The 15,243-nt window shown below is 71.0% G+C and carries 11 protein-coding genes and 1 tRNA gene; 3 read left to right on the forward strand and 9 right to left on the reverse strand.

Going from position 1 to position 15,243, the window contains the following annotated elements:
• Positions 1-112: 112 nt before the first annotated feature.
• The 7 genes from gatB to mnmA form a co-directional block, all read right to left on the reverse strand.
• Positions 113-1,618, reverse strand: a complete 1,506-nt coding sequence (gatB, locus tag ITJ60_RS13050; protein WP_159573443.1) for an Asp-tRNA(Asn)/Glu-tRNA(Gln) amidotransferase subunit GatB — start codon at positions 1,616-1,618, stop codon at positions 113-115.
• Positions 1,618-3,162 carry an Asp-tRNA(Asn)/Glu-tRNA(Gln) amidotransferase subunit GatA gene (gene gatA / locus ITJ60_RS13055; protein WP_111085022.1) on the reverse strand — a complete coding sequence of 515 codons (1,545 nt, stop codon included), beginning with the start codon at positions 3,160-3,162 and terminating at the stop codon, positions 1,618-1,620. The genes gatB and gatA overlap by 1 nt, the downstream gene beginning before the upstream one ends.
• Entirely contained in the window at positions 3,159-3,458 is a 300-nt protein-coding gene (gatC, locus tag ITJ60_RS13060) for an Asp-tRNA(Asn)/Glu-tRNA(Gln) amidotransferase subunit GatC (RefSeq protein ID WP_111085021.1), read from the reverse strand. Before gatC ends, gatA begins: the two co-directional genes overlap by 4 nt.
• A gap of 145 nt (positions 3,459-3,603) precedes the next feature.
• Positions 3,604-5,925: a transglycosylase domain-containing protein gene (locus ITJ60_RS13065; protein ID WP_194648216.1), complete on the reverse strand. Its 2,322-nt coding sequence runs from the start codon at positions 5,923-5,925 to the stop codon at positions 3,604-3,606.
• A 201-nt stretch (positions 5,926-6,126) separates the two neighbouring features.
• Positions 6,127-7,494 carry an alpha/beta hydrolase gene (locus tag ITJ60_RS13070; protein WP_194648217.1) on the reverse strand — a complete coding sequence of 456 codons (1,368 nt, stop codon included), beginning with the start codon at positions 7,492-7,494 and terminating at the stop codon, positions 6,127-6,129.
• 182 nt (positions 7,495-7,676) lie between these two features.
• Positions 7,677-10,010: an NAD-dependent DNA ligase LigA gene (gene ligA / locus ITJ60_RS13075; protein WP_194648218.1), complete on the reverse strand. Its 2,334-nt coding sequence runs from the start codon at positions 10,008-10,010 to the stop codon at positions 7,677-7,679.
• Positions 10,011-10,076: 66 nt separating this feature from the next.
• Positions 10,077-11,183 carry a tRNA 2-thiouridine(34) synthase MnmA gene (gene mnmA / locus ITJ60_RS13080; RefSeq protein WP_194648219.1) on the reverse strand — a complete coding sequence of 369 codons (1,107 nt, stop codon included), beginning with the start codon at positions 11,181-11,183 and terminating at the stop codon, positions 10,077-10,079.
• Positions 11,184-11,239: 56 nt separating this feature from the next.
• Between mnmA and ITJ60_RS13085 the strand changes: the two genes are divergently transcribed.
• From ITJ60_RS13085 to ITJ60_RS13095, 3 genes are all read left to right on the forward strand, one after another.
• Positions 11,240-12,532, forward strand: a complete 1,293-nt coding sequence (locus ITJ60_RS13085; RefSeq protein WP_194648220.1) for an MFS transporter — start codon at positions 11,240-11,242, stop codon at positions 12,530-12,532.
• A 392-nt stretch (positions 12,533-12,924) separates the two neighbouring features.
• A tRNA-Leu gene (locus tag ITJ60_RS13090) sits at positions 12,925-13,005 on the forward strand.
• Between the two features lie 118 nt (positions 13,006-13,123).
• A complete protein-coding gene (locus tag ITJ60_RS13095; RefSeq protein WP_131878388.1) occupies positions 13,124-13,825 on the forward strand; it encodes a DedA family protein in 702 nt (233 codons plus the stop codon).
• 64 nt (positions 13,826-13,889) lie between these two features.
• Here ITJ60_RS13095 and rdgB read toward each other — a convergent pair whose 3' ends face one another.
• Together rdgB and rph are read right to left on the reverse strand one after the other, a co-directional pair.
• The gene (gene rdgB, locus ITJ60_RS13100; RefSeq protein ID WP_194648221.1) at positions 13,890-14,480 is read right to left on the reverse strand and encodes an RdgB/HAM1 family non-canonical purine NTP pyrophosphatase; all 591 of its coding nucleotides are present in this window, start codon (positions 14,478-14,480) and stop codon (positions 13,890-13,892) included.
• Positions 14,477-15,208 carry a ribonuclease PH gene (rph, locus tag ITJ60_RS13105; RefSeq protein ID WP_123340732.1) on the reverse strand — a complete coding sequence of 244 codons (732 nt, stop codon included), beginning with the start codon at positions 15,206-15,208 and terminating at the stop codon, positions 14,477-14,479. Before rph ends, rdgB begins: the two co-directional genes overlap by 4 nt.
• Between the last annotated feature and the right edge of the window lie 35 nt (positions 15,209-15,243).

Consider the following 15,243-nt stretch of genomic DNA (forward strand, 5'->3'; position numbering starts at 1 on the left):
TCACCGGGTCGCTGACGCGTCCCCAGATTCGACGATCTCGAACGCGACCACGGACAGACGGGAGGCGCGGCGCCAGCTGGCACCGCGCCTCCCGTCCGTCGCCGGAACTCGTCTACGCCTGCTGCGCGCGCTCCAGCACCAGCTCGCGGACGCGGGCGGCGTCCGCCTGGCCCTTCATGGCCTTCATGACGGCACCGATGATGGCGCCGGCGGCCTGGACCTTGCCGTCCTTGATCTTCGCCAGCACGTCCGGCTGGCCGGCGAGCGCCTCGTCGACCGCGGCGGTCAGCGCCGAGTCGTCGGACACGACCTTGAGCCCACGGGCCTCGACGACCTGGGCCGGCGAGCCCTCGCCGGCGATGACGCCCTCGAGCACCTGGCGGGCCAGGCGGTCGGTCAGGTCACCGGACTCGACGAGGGCGATGACCTCGGCGACGTGCTGCGGCGACACGAGGTCGCCGGGCTCGGCGTCCTGCGCGTTCGCGACCCGGCTGATCTCGCCGGTCCACCACTTGCGGGCGGCCTGCGGCGCGGCTCCGGCGGCGACGGTGCCCTCGACCTGGTCGAGCAGCCCACCGTTCACGACGTCCTGGAACTCCAGGTCGGCGAAGCCCCAGTCACCCTTGAGGCGACGACGGCGAGCCACCGGGGCCTCGGGCAGGGACGCACGGAGCTCCTCGACGACCGCGGGGTCCGGCACGACCGGCAGCAGGTCGGGCTCGGGGAAGTAGCGGTAGTCGTCGGCGTCCGACTTCGGACGGCCGGCCGAGGTGCGGCCGGTGTCCTCGTGCCAGTGGCGGGTCTCCTGCGTGATCGAGCCGCCGTCGGCCAGGATCGCGGCCTGGCGCTGGATCTCGTAGCGGATCGCACGCTCGACTGCACGGAACGAGTTGACGTTCTTCGTCTCGGTGCGGGTGCCGAGCTTCTCCTGGCCGCGGGGGCGCAGCGAGATGTTGGCGTCGCAGCGCAGGTTGCCGCGCTCCATGCGGGCCTCGGAGACACCGAGTGCACGCACGAGGTCGCGGATGACCTGCACGTACGCGGCACCGAGCTCGGGGGCACGGTGCTCGGCACCGAAGATCGGCTTCGTGACGATCTCGACGAGCGGCACACCGGCGCGGTTGTAGTCGACGAGCGAGTACTCGGCACCCTGGATGCGGCCGGTGGCACCACCGACGTGCGTCAGCTTGCCGGCGTCCTCTTCCATGTGGGCGCGCTCGATCGGGACGTTGAAGATCGTGCCGTCGGCCAGTTCGACCTCGACCTCGCCCTCGAACGCGATGGGCTCGTCGAACTGCGAGACCTGGTAGTTCTTGGGGTTGTCCGGGTAGAAGTAGTTCTTCCGGGCGAACCGCGACGACTCGGCGATCGAGCAGCCGAGCGCGAGCCCGAGCTGGATCGAGTACCGGACGGCCTGCGCGTTGACGACGGGCAGCGACCCGGGCAGCCCGAGGTCGACCGGCGTCACGTTCGTGTTCGGCTCGCCACCGAAGAAGTTCGGCGCGTCCGAGAACATCTTGGTCTTCGTCGCGAGTTCGACGTGCACCTCGAAGCCGAGCACCGGCTCGTAGCGCTCCAGTGCCTCGTCGAAGTCCATGAGCGCGTCCTTCTGCGCCATCAGATCACACCTTCCTGCGCAGCCGACTGCTGACTCTGGTCGAGGTCCGGGATCCGGTCGATGAGCGGGGCTCCCCACTGCTGTTCGAGCAGACGCTCGAGCGCCGCACCGTAGCGGTACAGGCGGGCGTCCTCGCGCTGCGGGGCCATCAGCTGGACGCCGACGGGCAGACCGTCCTCGGGTGCGAGGCCGTTCGGGATGCTCATGCCGGGCACGCCCGCCAGGTTCGCCGGGATCGTGGTGAGGTCGTTGAGGTACATCGCGAGCGGGTCGTCGATGCGCTCACCGATCGGGAACGCGGTCGTCGGGGCCGACGGGCTGATGAGCAGGTCGACCTGGTCGAACGCGGCCTGGAAGTCGCGCTGCACGAGCGTGCGGACCTTCTGCGCCGAGCCGTAGTAGGCGTCGTAGTACCCGGCGCTCAGGGCGTAGGTGCCGAGGATGATGCGACGCTTCACCTCGGGACCGAACCCGGCTTCGCGCGTGGCGGCCATGACGTCCTCAACCGTCGCGCCGTTCTCCGGCGTGACGCGCAGGCCGAAGCGCACCGAGTCGAACTTCGCCAGGTTCGACGAGGCCTCGGCCGGCAGGATCAGGTAGTAGGCGCTGATCGCGTAGGCGAACGACGGGGCGTCGATCTCGACGACGACCGCACCGGCCGACTCGAGCAGGGCGACGGTCTCCTGGAAGCGCTGCGTGACGCCGGCCTGGAAGCCGTCGCCCCCGGCGAGTTCCTTCACCACGCCGACGCGCAGACCGCGCAGCGTGTCCGCCTGCAGTCCTTCGCGGGCGGCGGCGGCCATCGAGGGCCAGGCGTCGGGGATCGAGGTGGAGTCGCGCGGGTCGTGCCCGCCGATGACGTCGTGCAGGAGCGCGGCGTCGAGGACGGTGCGGGCGACCGGGCCGATCTGGTCGAGGCTGGACGCCAGGGCGATCGCGCCGTAGCGGCTGACCCCGCCGTAGGTCGGCTTCACACCGACGGTGCCGGTGACGGCGCCGGGCTGACGGATCGAGCCACCGGTGTCGGAGCCGAGGGCGATGGGTGCCTCGTGCGCGGCGACGGCAGCGGCCGAGCCACCGCCGGAGCCGCCGGGGATGCGGTCGAGGTCCCACGGGTTGTGGGTCGGCCCGTACGCGGAGAACTCGGTGGTCGAGCCCATCGCGAACTCGTCCATGTTGGTCTTGCCGAGCGGCACGAGGCCGGCGGCGCGGAGCTTCGCGACCGGGGTGGCGTCGTACGGCGGCATCCACCCTTCGAGGATCTTCGAGCCCGAGGTGGTCGGCATGTCCTGCGTGCACAGGACGTCCTTGATCGCGATCGGGACACCGGCGAGGGGCCCGAGGTCGTCGCCGGCCGAGCGACGCGAGTCGATCGACTTCGCGACGGCGATGGCGTTCTGGTTGACGTGCAGGAAGGCGTGCACGTCGCCGTCGACGGCGGCGATGCGGTCGAGGTGGGCCTGCGTGGCCTCGACGCTCGAGACGTCGCGCGCCACGAGGGCGTCGGCGAGCGCCGCGGCGCTCATCCGCGTGATGTCGGTCACTGTTCTTCTCCCAGGATGGCGGTCACTCGGAACCGTTCGCCGTCGGAGTCCGGCGCTCCGGAGAGCGCCTGCTCCTGCGTCAGCGTCTGGCCGACGACGTCGGGTCGGGTGACGTTGCCGAGCGGCACGGGGTGGCTCGTCAGCGGGACGTCGTCGGTCGCGACCTCGGCGACCTTGGCGACGCTCTCGACGATGTGCGACAGCTCCCCGGTCAGCTTCTCGATCTCGTCGGGCGTGAGTGCGATACGCGCGAGGTTCGCCAGGTGCGCGACCTGCTCGCTCGTGATGTCAGGCATGGTGCTCCGTCGATCGGTTCGTGGACGTCCGACAGTCTATTGGCTGCGGTCGATCGCGCAGGCGCGGCTGTGCACGGCCGCACGGAGGCCCGTCACCGGTCCGGCGGACCGGTGACGGGCCTCCAGGCGGCGTGGACCCGAGCGGTCACTTCCCGTTCTGGTCGCCCGCTGCCGGAGCCGCCGTGGCGGCGGGTGCCGCCGGCGCCGCAGGTGCATCCGGAGCAGCGGGAGCCGCCGTCTGCGTCGGCGTGGTCGGCGTCGACTGGTCGGCCTGCGACGCGCCGGATCCCGACGACGCCGAGGACTGCGACTGCGACGACTGCGACGAGTGGCTCGCCTGCCCGATCATCGCCTGGCTCGGCGTGGGCAGGGCGTCCCCGCCGACCGTCTGGTCCAGGTACGCCATCATCGACTTCCCGACCCCGAACTTCGCGCTGTACCCGGTGGTGCCCTGCAGGAACGGCCAGTTCGCCAGGCTCACGCTCCCCTGCACGTTCCCGATCCAGGTGGCGTTCGTGTACTTCGTCGACGACGCGACGAGCCAGTTCTGCACGTCGCCGTCGGTGGTGCCGGTCTTCGCGAACTTCGGCACGCTGTCGCCGGGGTTCGCACTGGCGGCGGTGCCGGAGCCGGACAGCACGCCCTGCAGCGCGTAGTCGACGGTGCCGGCGACGTCCGCCGAGACCCCCTGCGTGCAGGACGACGGCGTCGGGGTGATCTTCGTGCCGTCCGCCTCGGTGACCGAGTCGATCGCGGTCGGCGTGCAGACGACGCCGCCGTTCGCGAAGCCGGCGTACGCCTCGGCCAGGTCGATCGGCGACAGTTCGTTGACGCCGAGGATCGACGAGGGGGTCTGCCCGAGGGCACCGCCGTCGGCGCGGTGGATGCCCATCGACTGCGCGAGCTGCGCGATCTTGCAGAGGTCGAGCTGCTTCCCCATCGCGCCGAACGCGGTGTTGATCGACTCGACGGTGGCGGCCTGCACGGTCATCGACGCCGGCACGGACTCGGCGTTCGCGACCGGCCACGTCCCACCGCTGACGTTCTGGCACGAGTTCGTGAACTCCGAGTTCTGGAACGTGTGCTCGGTGGTCGAGATCGATTCGGAGAGCGTGTGGCCGGTCGCGAGCCACTCGGCCAGGGTGAACACCTTGTAGGTGGACCCGGTCTGGAACCCGCCGGAGTTGCCGTAGCCGGAGTCCGCGCTGTAGTCCACCGCGGTCGACCCCGCTGCGGCGTTGTCGCCCTGTGTGTACGACGTGTTCTGCACCATCGACATGATGCGTCCGGTGCCGGGCTCGACGGTGACGTTGGAGCCGCCGACGTCGACGCCCGCCATCGTGGCCGGCACGTAGGTCGACAGTGCGGTCTGCGCCTGGTCCTGCAGGTCGAGGTCGAGCGAGGTGTGGATCTGCAGGCCCTTGGTGTCGAGCGTCGCGATGCGCGCCGCGGCGGTCTTGCCGAACGCCGGGTCCTGCAGCACCTGGTCGCGGACGTAGTCGCAGAAGTAGCCGGCGTCGTGGTTCGTCGCCGCGGTCGAGCAGCCGTTCGCGGTCTCGGTGATCTTCGGCGTGACCGGGGTCGCGATGGCCTTCGTCATCTCGGCCTTCGTGATCGACCCGTGCGCCTGCATGCGGCGGAGCACGTAGTCGCGTCGCTCCTTGGTGAGCGCGTAGCCGTTCGCCTGCCCGTTCGCCTTGTCACCGGGCACGTCGATGCGCAGGTTCGAGGGGTTGTTGAGGATCGCCACGAGCGTGGCCGACTGCACGAGCGACAGGTCCTTCGCGTGCACCCCGAAGTAGTACTCCGCACCGGCCTCGGCGCCGTACACCCGACCGCCGAGCCCGACGATGTTCAGGTACCCGGTCAGGATGTCGTCCTTCGAGTACTTCTTGTTCACGGCGATCGCGTACCGCATCTCCTGCAGCTTCCGCTGCGGGGTGACGCCGGCCGCGTCCTCGTAGCAGGCCTCCACCTTCTTCGCCGTGGCGGCCTGGTCCTTGCCGGTGAGTTCCTCGCACTGCTGCACGAGGACGTTCTTGACGTACTGCTGCGTGATGCTCGATCCGCCCTGGACGTCGCCACCGACGACGGTCGCGGCGACTCCGCGCAGCGTGCCGAGGACGTCGATACCGCCCTCGTCCTGGTAGCGGGGGTCCTCGGTGTCGATGGCGGCCTCCTTGAGCGTGTCCGCCATCTGGTCCGCCGTGACGTTCGTCCGGTTCTCGGCGTAGAACGACGCGATCTTGACCTGCTTGCCGCCCTTCGTCGCGTACACCGACGACACCTGCTGCGGCGTCTGCACGTCGAGGTAGCTCGGCAGGTCCTCGAAGAACGCGACCGCACCCGAGGTGCCCTCACCCGCCACGGCGACCGCGGGCGTCACCGCGACGGCGACGAGCATGCCGGCGAGCACGGACATCACCACGAACATCAGGAGAGCACCAGGCCATCGCACCACACGCATGCCCCGAACCGTAGGGAGGCGGGCTGTACTGGTTCTGCCGTGGAACCGACTGAGGCTGCGCCGTCGCTCAGGTTGCCGCTCAGGCAACACCTGTCGCGGGTCGCGATCCGCGCGGGGTCGCGGATCCGGCCGGGAGGCCCGGTGCGGCCCCGGCACGTCGGCCGCCGGTCACGATCCGGTCACGCCCAGGGCCGCACCCCGTCAGTCGCGCGGCTGCAGGTCCTGCGGACGGACCAGGTACATGTCGACCGACGCTCCGACGACGCCGTCGTCACCGGTGCTGCCGCGTCGGACCTGCTCACGGACGAGGTCACCACGGCCGATCCCGATCAGGGCGACGTCGTGCAGCGATGCGGTGCCCGGCTTGAGGTAGTCGTTGTGCCCGACTGGACGGCGGAACAGCTCCCCGGCGGCCAGTGCGTCGGCACCGCCGGCCAGGTTCATCACGGTGGCGCCGAACGACGAACCGCCCGGGTCCGTGCCGTAGTACCCGGACCCCGCGATCGGGTCGCTGTGCGCGACCCCCACGAACACCTCGTCCGAGGCGACGTCAAGGTCCGCCGCCGACCGGACGTCACTGCCCGGTGACCCGAGCACGGTGAGGGTGTCGGCGCTCATCCGTCCGGAGGCGAGCGCCATGAGTGCCATCGTCGACCCGTACGAGTGCGCCACGATGTTCAGCCGGGGCTGGTCGCCGCCGCGGATCTGCCGCAGGCCGTCGACGGTGCGCTCGAGTCGGTGCGCCCCGGAGTCGGCGAGGCTGAGCGACATGATGTTCGACAGGTCCGGCGTGCGGTAACCCATCCACGCCACGACGGCGACGCCCGTCCCGTCGCCGGAGCCACCGGCGGCCAGCGGCGCGAGGGTCGCCTGCTCGCTCGCCAGGTCGTTGGCGGTGTTCGTGAAGTCGGCCATCTGCCCGGTCACGGTGAAGAACATCCCGGGGACGATGACGGTGACGTCCGCCGCGGTGTCGAGGTCACCGATGCTGATCGCCGCTCGGCCCGCCGCCCGGCTGTCGAGCGTGATGAGGAACCGCTGCGGGTCACCGGGTTCGCGCCGCAACGAGTCCCGCACCTGGCCGAGCATCGCGGCGTGCGCGGCGCCGGTGTCGGGGTCGGCGAGTCCGGTGGTCAGGGTTGCCCGGTTCGCGCGGTCGCGGACGGCGTACGGCACGCCCTCGAGGTTGCCGATGATCGACGGCGCGTGGACCAGGAGCGTGCCCTGTTCGTCGGCGCCCAGTCCCGCCCACCACTGCGCGACGACGGCCGCCGCGGGCGGGTCGTCCTGGGCGGTCGCCACGACACGGCGGTCGTCGGCGGCGCGGCGCAGGTCACCCGCGCCGAGGACCCCGAGGTCGTCGAGGAACGCCCGACCGTGCGCGTCGGCCACGGTGTCGACGTCGATCTGTCCCCCGGTCATGACCGGCTGCGGCACCGTGTGGCGCTCGGAGACGAGCGCGACCGTCACGGTGGCCGTGGCGGCATGGGTCGGAGGCGCGACGGGGGCCTCGACCACTCCGAGCGAGTGCATCGAGGCGGTGAGCAGAGCCGCGGCGATGAGCAGCAATCGGGTCTCCCCCTGGAAGGCCGTCCCGCCGTCTCCCTGCAGACGACGGGTGATGCTCTGTCGAGTGTAAGGAGAATGCCCGAGGATCGGTCATGCGCGATGCAACTTGTCCCCCGAACTGGGTGCGTTGCACGGCGCGCCGCAGCGTGCGGCCGCATCGCGGTCGTGCTCGTCGCCCCGGCTCAGCCCTCGGGCGCGGGGACCTCCGGCTCGGGGAGCGCGCTCGGCCCCTCGGTCACGAGCAGGTGGAACTGCTCGGCGTCGATGATCCGGAGCCCCAGCTGCTCGGCCTTCGTGAGCTTCGACCCGGCCCCGGGACCCGCGGCGACGAAGTCGGTCTTCTTGCTGACGCTCGACGCCGCCTTGCCGCCGGCGGTGATGATCGCCTCCAGCGCACCCTCGCGTGTGTACCCCTCGAGCGATCCGGTCGCCACGACCGTGACGCCGCTCAGGACACCGCCCGAAGCCGTCGCGCCCCCGGGGCCGGGGTGGTCCGGCGTGGTGAACTGCACGCCCGCCGTCGTCCAGCGGTCGATGATCTCGCGGTGCCAGTCGACCTCGAACCACGCGAGCAGGGCGTCGGCGATGATCCCGCCGACCCCGTCGACCGCCGCGAGTTCCTCACGCGAGGCACTGCGGATCCGGTCGAGCGACCCGAAGTGGTTCGCGAGTGCCCGCGCCGCGACCGGTCCGACGTGGCGGATGCTCAGCCCCACCATGATGCGCCAGAGTGGTTTCGTCTTCGCCGCGTCGATGTTCGCGAGCATCTCGAACGCGTTCTTCGACGGGAAGCGGCTCGGCTCGCCGGTGTAGTCCGCACCGCGTGCTTCGGGGTCGAACGGCGGGTCGGTCTTCTTGCGCGCGCGGCTGAACGGGGTCACGCGCTTCGGGGCACCGGCGTCGTCGACCTTCTCCATGCCGGTCTCGGCGTCGCGGACGATCACCTCGATCGGGACGATGTCCTGCATCGTCAGGTCGAACAGCCCAGCCTCGGTCACGAGCGGCGGGGTCTCCGGGTGCAGCGGCTGCGTGAGCGCTGCGGCTGCGACCTCGCCGAGGCCCTCGATGTCGAGGGAGCCGCGCGATGCGATGTGCTCGATCCGACCGCGGACCTGCGCGGGGCAGCTCTTCGCGTTCGGGCAGCGGAGGTCGATGTCGCCTTCCTTCGCGGGGGCGAGCTCGGTGCCGCACTCCGGGCAGTGCGTCGGCATCACGAACTCGCGCTCCGTGCCGTCGCGCAGGTCGACGACCGGCCCCAGGACCTCGGGGATGACGTCGCCGGCCTTCCGCAGCACGACGGTGTCGCCGATCAGGACGCCCTTCGCCTTGACCACCTGCTGGTTGTGCAGGGTGGCCTGGCGGACGACCGACCCGGCGACCTCGGCCGGGGCCATCACCGCGAACGGGGTCGCACGCCCCGTCCGACCGACGCTGACGACGATGTCGACGAGCTTCGTGTGGACTTCTTCCGGCGGGTACTTGTACGCGATCGCCCACCGGGGCGCACGAGACGTCGAGCCGAGTTCCTCGTGCAGGGCGAGGTCGTCGACCTTGATGACGACGCCGTCGATCTGGTGCTCGACCGACGCACGGCGGTCGCCCGTGGAGCGGACGAAGGCGTTCACCTCGTCGATGGTGTCGAAGACCCGGTAGTGGCTGCTCGTCGGCAGGCCCCAGGTCTCGAGCAGCTCGTACACCTCGGACTGCGAGCGGACGTCGGTCTCCTGCTCGAGCTCGCGCACGGGCCACGCGCCGATGCCGTGCACCAGCATCCGCAAGCGCCGGAGCCGGTCGACCATGAGCGCGCGCTTCGCCTCGGACTTGCCCTCTTCCTTCTGGCGGAGGGACCCGGCGGCGGCGTTGCGCGGGTTGGCGAAGACCCGCTCCCCCGCCTCGCGCTGGTTCGCGTTGAGCTCGTCGAACTCGGCGACCGGGAAGAAGATCTCGCCGCGGACCTCGACCAGGGGCGGGTGGCCGGTGCCCGACAGCCGGTCCGGGATCGTGCCCATGGTCCGGACGTTGCCGGTGACGTCCTCGCCCACGACGCCGTCACCACGGGTCGCCGCCGACACCAACCGGCCGTGCTCGTAGCGCAGGTTGATCGCGAGGCCGTCGATCTTCAGCTCGGTCAGGAACCGGACCCGCTCGGCACCGGCGTCGCGCTGTACCTTGACGGCCCACTCGGTGAGCTCGTCCGGGCTGAACACGTTGTCGAGCGACAGCATCCGCTCGGCGTGCTCGACCGGCGCGAACTGCGTCGTCTGCGCCTGGCCGCCGACGGTCTGGGTCGGGCTGTCCTCGGTCAGGAGCTCCGGGAACCGCTGCTCGATCGCGTCGAGCCGGCGGACCAGCACGTCGTAGTCGGCATCGGCTTCCGGTGATCCGTTGTCGCCCTGGTAGTACGCCTGTCGCAGCTCGTTGATGCGGGCCCGCAGCCGGTCGACCTCGCGCCCGGCCTGGGCGGCGTCGAGCCCGTCGGGGTCGATGGTCTCGAACGTGGCGTCGGTCTCGCTCATGTCATCAGTTCTACCGTGTGCCACCGACGGCGCGTGCAGCGGACCCACCGCCCGGGAGCGGCGGTCTCAGGCGTCGATGGGGACGGCGCTGACGGTGTTGTCGATCGTGCACTGTCCGAGCACCCGGGTGCCGACGTAGACCACGGCCGTCTGGCCTGGGGCGACCCCGTGGAGCGGCTCGTCGACGTCGATCACGAGCACGTCGTCCTGCACCCGCGCGGTCGCCGGCACCGGGTCGGCGTGCGCCCGGATCTGCACGTCGCACGCGAACGGCGTCTGCGGGTCGGCCGGTGCGGTGCCGGCCCAGGTGAAGCGGGAGCCCGACATCGACGACACGGCCAGGGCCTCCTTCGGACCGACCACGACGGTGTTGTCCTTCGGGCGGATCTCGAGCACGAACCGGGGCTTGCCGTCGGCGGCGGGGCGCCCGAGCGACAGTCCGCGGCGCTGCCCGACCGTGTAGCCGTGCGCGCCGTCGTGGGAACCGACGACGGTGCCGTCGCGCTCGACGACGTCACCGGTCTCGCTGCCGACACGGTCGGCGAGCCAGCCACGGGTGTCGCCGTCCGGGATGAAGCAGATGTCGTAGGAGTCGGGCTTCTGCGCGACCGTCAGCCCACGCTCGGCGGCCTCGGCCCGGACCTCGTCCTTCGACGGGGTCGCCCCGAGCGGGAACATCGCGTGCTGCAGCTGCTCGGCGGTCAGGACCCCGAGCACGTAGGACTGGTCCTTCGCCCACGCGGCCGACCGGTGGAGTTCGCGGGAGCCGTCCGGGCCGGTGACGATCGAGGCGTAGTGCCCGGTCGCGACGGCGTCGAAGCCCAGCGCCAGCGCCTTCTCGAGCAGCGCCGCGAACTTGATCCGCTCGTTGCACCGCATGCAGGGGTTCGGGGTGCGGCCGGCCTGGTACTCGGCGACGAAGTCGTCGACGACGTCCTCCTTGAACCGGGCCGAGAAGTCCCACACGTAGTAGGGGATGCCGAGGGCGGACGCGGCGCGCTGGGCGTCCATCGAGTCCTCGATCGTGCAGCACCCGCGGCTGCCGGTCCGGAGCGTGCCCGGCATCCGGCTCAACGCCAGGTGCACACCGACCACGTCGTGCCCGGCGTCGACCGCCCGGGCAGCAGCCACCGCCGAGTCGACCCCACCGCTCATCGCCGCCAGAACACGCATGCCTCCAGGGTAACCCGCCGACGAAGCCGTACCGCTGGCGTACCGTTGTCCCTGCGATGGCCACGACGGGGAACGACTCATTCGACTTCCGGTCCGTCCTGTTGTCCGGGTTCCTGCCCGCGGCGCTGTTCGCCATCGGCGAGGGCGCGATCATCCCGATCATCCCGATCGCCGCGGACTCCCTCGGCGCGACCCTGGCGTTCGCGGGCTTCGTCGCGTCGCTCATCCTGGTCGGCGAACTCATCGGCGACGTGCCGTCGGGCATCGTCGTCGCGCGGATCGGCGAGCGGAACGCGATGATCGGCGCCGCCCTGGTGTCGGTCGGCGGCCTCGTCGTCTGCACGACCGCGGCGAACGCGTGGGTGCTGGCCCTCGGGGTGTTCCTGGTCGGCGTCTCGACCGCGGTGTTCGCCCTGGCGCGGCACGCGTACATGACCACGGCGATCCCGGTCCGCATCCGTGCCCGGGCGCTGTCGAGCCTGGGCGGGGTCTTCCGCTTCGGGTACTTCGTCGGGCCGTTCCTCGCCGCCGGTGTGATCCACCTGACCGGCACCACCGCCAGCGCCTTCTGGATCCACGTCGTGTGCTGCCTGGCGGCGGCGGCCGTGCTCCTGGTGCTGCGCGACCCGGCGACGGGCGCACGCGGTCTGCGGATGCCGCCACGGGCCTCCCGGTCGGGGTCGGACGCGACCGGCGTGACGGAGCCGTCCACCGACACCGGAGCGGTCTTCGTCGGCAAGGAGGCGCACGGCCTCTTCCGGACCCTGCGCACGAACCGGGCCGTGCTGCTGCGACTCGGCAGCGGCGCCGCGCTCATCGGCGCGATGCGCGCCGGACGCCAGGTGATCCTGCCGCTGTGGGCGGTCAGTGTCGGGTTGAACGACTCGACGGCTGCGTTGATCATCGGCATCGCCGGTGCCGTCGACTTCGCGCTGTTCTACACGAGCGGCCAGATCATGGACCGCTGGGGGCGGTTGGCGAGCGCACTCCCCTGCATGCTCGGGCTGAGCATCAGCTACTTCCTGCTCGCCTGGAGCGGGCACCTCGACGCGCGGGTCGGCTGGTTCGTCGGGATCGCGATGGGGATGTCGCTCGCGAACGGCGTCGGCTCCGGCATCCTCATGACGCTCGGCGCCGACCTCGCCCCGCGCGACGACCCGGCGCCGTTCCTCGGAGCCTGGCGGTTCACCGGCGACTTCGGGTCGGCAGCGGCACCGCTCGTGATCTCCGGGGTGACGGCCGTCGCGACGATCGCGGTGGCGAGCGGCGTGATGGGCGTGCTGGGCCTGATCGGTGCCGGTGTGCTGCTGCGGTACGTGCCGCGGTACCTGCCGCGGCAGCTCCGCTGACGCGCGCGCTGCGTGCTGCGCGCTGCGCGCTGCGCGCTGCGCGGGCGGCGCACGGTGCGCGTCCCGCCGCTCCGTGCGAGGTTCCCCGCTCCGTGCGTACCTGCTGCGGCGCACGAAGCGGCCAAACCCGCACCACGTGACGTCCGGCGCACCGTGCGCACGTGCGCACCACCACCGCCCGGGAGGCACGGCGCACCCCCGCCACGAACACCGCACCATGTCGACACGGTCACCCACAACGCCGCTGGCCGCTCTGTGCGCACCTGCTGCGGCGCACGAAGCGGCCAAACCCGCACCACGTGACGTCCGGCGCACCGTGCGCACGCACCGACGTCCGCCGACGCCGGCCGACGTCCGCCGACCAGGCACCGCTCGGTAGACTGCCGCTGCTCGCGGGAGTGGTGGAATCGGTAGACACGCAGGATTTAGGTTCCTGTGCCCCAGGCGTGAGGGTTCGAGTCCCTCCTTCCGCACCGACCGTTGCGTGCTCGCGCATCTCATACCACCGAGGGACGTTCCGGTCACGCGCGGACGGTACCCTCGTCGTGCGGGTGACCCTCCCGTCACCGCATCTGCACGACCGGAAGAGACATGCACTCCGTCGCACTCGCCCTGATCCCATGGCTGGATCCGCAGTACATCCTCGACCACTTCGGGGCGGTCGCCGTGCTCGTCGTCTGTGCGATCGTCTTCGCCGAGACCGGTCTGCTGATCGGCTTCATCTTCCCGGGCGACAGCCTGCTCGTCATCACCGGCCTGTTCGCGTTCGACCGCGGCGGCGAGATCGGCGGCATCCCGATCTGGGTCGCGGCCCTGATGATTGGTGCGGCGGCGTTCCTCGGTGGGGAGCTCGGCTACTACATCGGCAAGAAGGCCGGTCCGCCGATCTTCGAGCGCAAGGAGAGCGGTCTGTTCTCCAAGGCGAACGTCGAGCGGACCAACGCGTTCTTCCACCGCTTCGGCCCGCTCGCGGTGATCCTGGCGCGCTTCGTGCCGGTCGTCCGCACCTTCGCGCCGATCGCCGCCGGCGTCGGCCGCATGGACTACAAGAAGTACTCGCTCTACAACGCGATCGGCGCCGTCGTCTGGGGCGTCGGCGTGACGTTCCTCGGGTACTTCATCGGGCACATCCCGTTCGTCGCCCACATCGTGCGCGAGTACATCGACATCATCCTGCTCGCCGCAGTCCTGGTCACCGTCGTGCCGATGGCGCTGACCTACATCCGGAACGCCCGCAAGGCGAAGAAGCACGAGCACCAGGCCGAGTCGACCGCCGTCGACCCGCAGCTGTAGCCGGACCGAACACGACAGGCCCACACCGTTCGGTGTGGGCCTGTCGTCGTCGCAGGTGGGCAGTTCAGAACCCGAAGTGCTCCCGCACGACCGGCGCGATGCCCCGGAACGCCTTGCTGCGGTGCGACAGCGCGTTCTTCTCGTCGCGGGTGAGCTCGGCCGACGAGCGATCGGCGTCGTCCGGCCGGAACACCGGGTCGTAGCCGTGTCCGCCGTCGCCGACCGGCGCGGTCAGCACCTCGCCGTTCCACACCGCCTCGACCACGTGCTCGAACCCGTCGGGCGTGACGAACGCGGCCGCGCACACGAAGGCGGCGGTCCGCTCCACGACGCCGTCGAGGTTCTGCAGCAGCAGCGCGATGTTGTCGGCGTCCGACCGTGTGCCCGCGTACCGCGCCGAGTGGATGCCCGGGGCGCCGTCGAGCGCGTCGACCGCGATGCCGGAGTCGTCGGCGAGCGCCGGCAGCCCGGTGTGCGCGACCGCGGCACGGGCCTTGATCAGGGCGTTCGCGGCGTAGGTGTCGCCGTCCTCGACCGGCTCGGGGCCGTCGTACCCGACGAGCTCGACACCCTCGCCCAGCGCTGACCCGAGGATCTCGCGCAGTTCCACGACCTTGCCCTGGTTGTGGGTGGCCAGGACGACGGTGCCGGTCACGCCAGCCCCAGCACGGTCTTCTGGATCGCCGCGAGCGACTGGTTGCCGGCCAGGCCCAGGTCGAGCAGGACGTTCAGCTCGTCGCGGTCGAACGGCGCGTGCTCGGCGGTCCCCTGCACCTCGATGAACTTACCCGACCCGGTCGTGACGATGTTCATGTCGGTGTCGGCGGCGGAGTCCTCGGTGTACGCCAGGTCGAGCATCGGCTCGCCCTTGACGATGCCGACCGAGATCGCCTGCACGCTGTCGGTGAGCGGGGTGGCCTTCTTGCCGATGAAGCCCTTGCCGCGGCCCCACTCGATCGCGTCGACCATCGCCACGTAGGCGCCGGTGATCGACGCCGTGCGGGTGCCGCCGTCGGCCTGCAGCACGTCGCAGTCGATGACCAGGGTGTTCTCCCCGAGGGCCTTCGTGTCGACCACGGCGCGGAGCGAACGCCCGATCAGCCGGGAGATCTCGTGGGTGCGGCCGCCGACCTTGCCCTTGATCGACTCGCGCTGCATGCGCTCGTTCGTCGACCGCGGCAGCATCGAGTACTCGGCGGTGACCCAGCCGGTGCCCTTGCCGGCGAGCCAACGGGGCACGCCGTTCGTGAACGAGGCGGTGCAGAGCACCTTGGTGTTGCCGAACGAGATGAGCGCGCTGCCCTCGGCCTGCGTGCTCCACCCCCGCTCGATGGTGACGGGACGGTGTTCCTCGGCCTGGCGGCCGTCGATGCGGGTGGTCATGGTGTCCTTTCGGTCCGGCCTGGAGGCGCGGTGCG

It is taken from the genome of Curtobacterium sp. VKM Ac-2884 (assembly GCF_015350945.1).
Lineage (GTDB): Bacteria > Actinomycetota > Actinomycetes > Actinomycetales > Microbacteriaceae > Curtobacterium.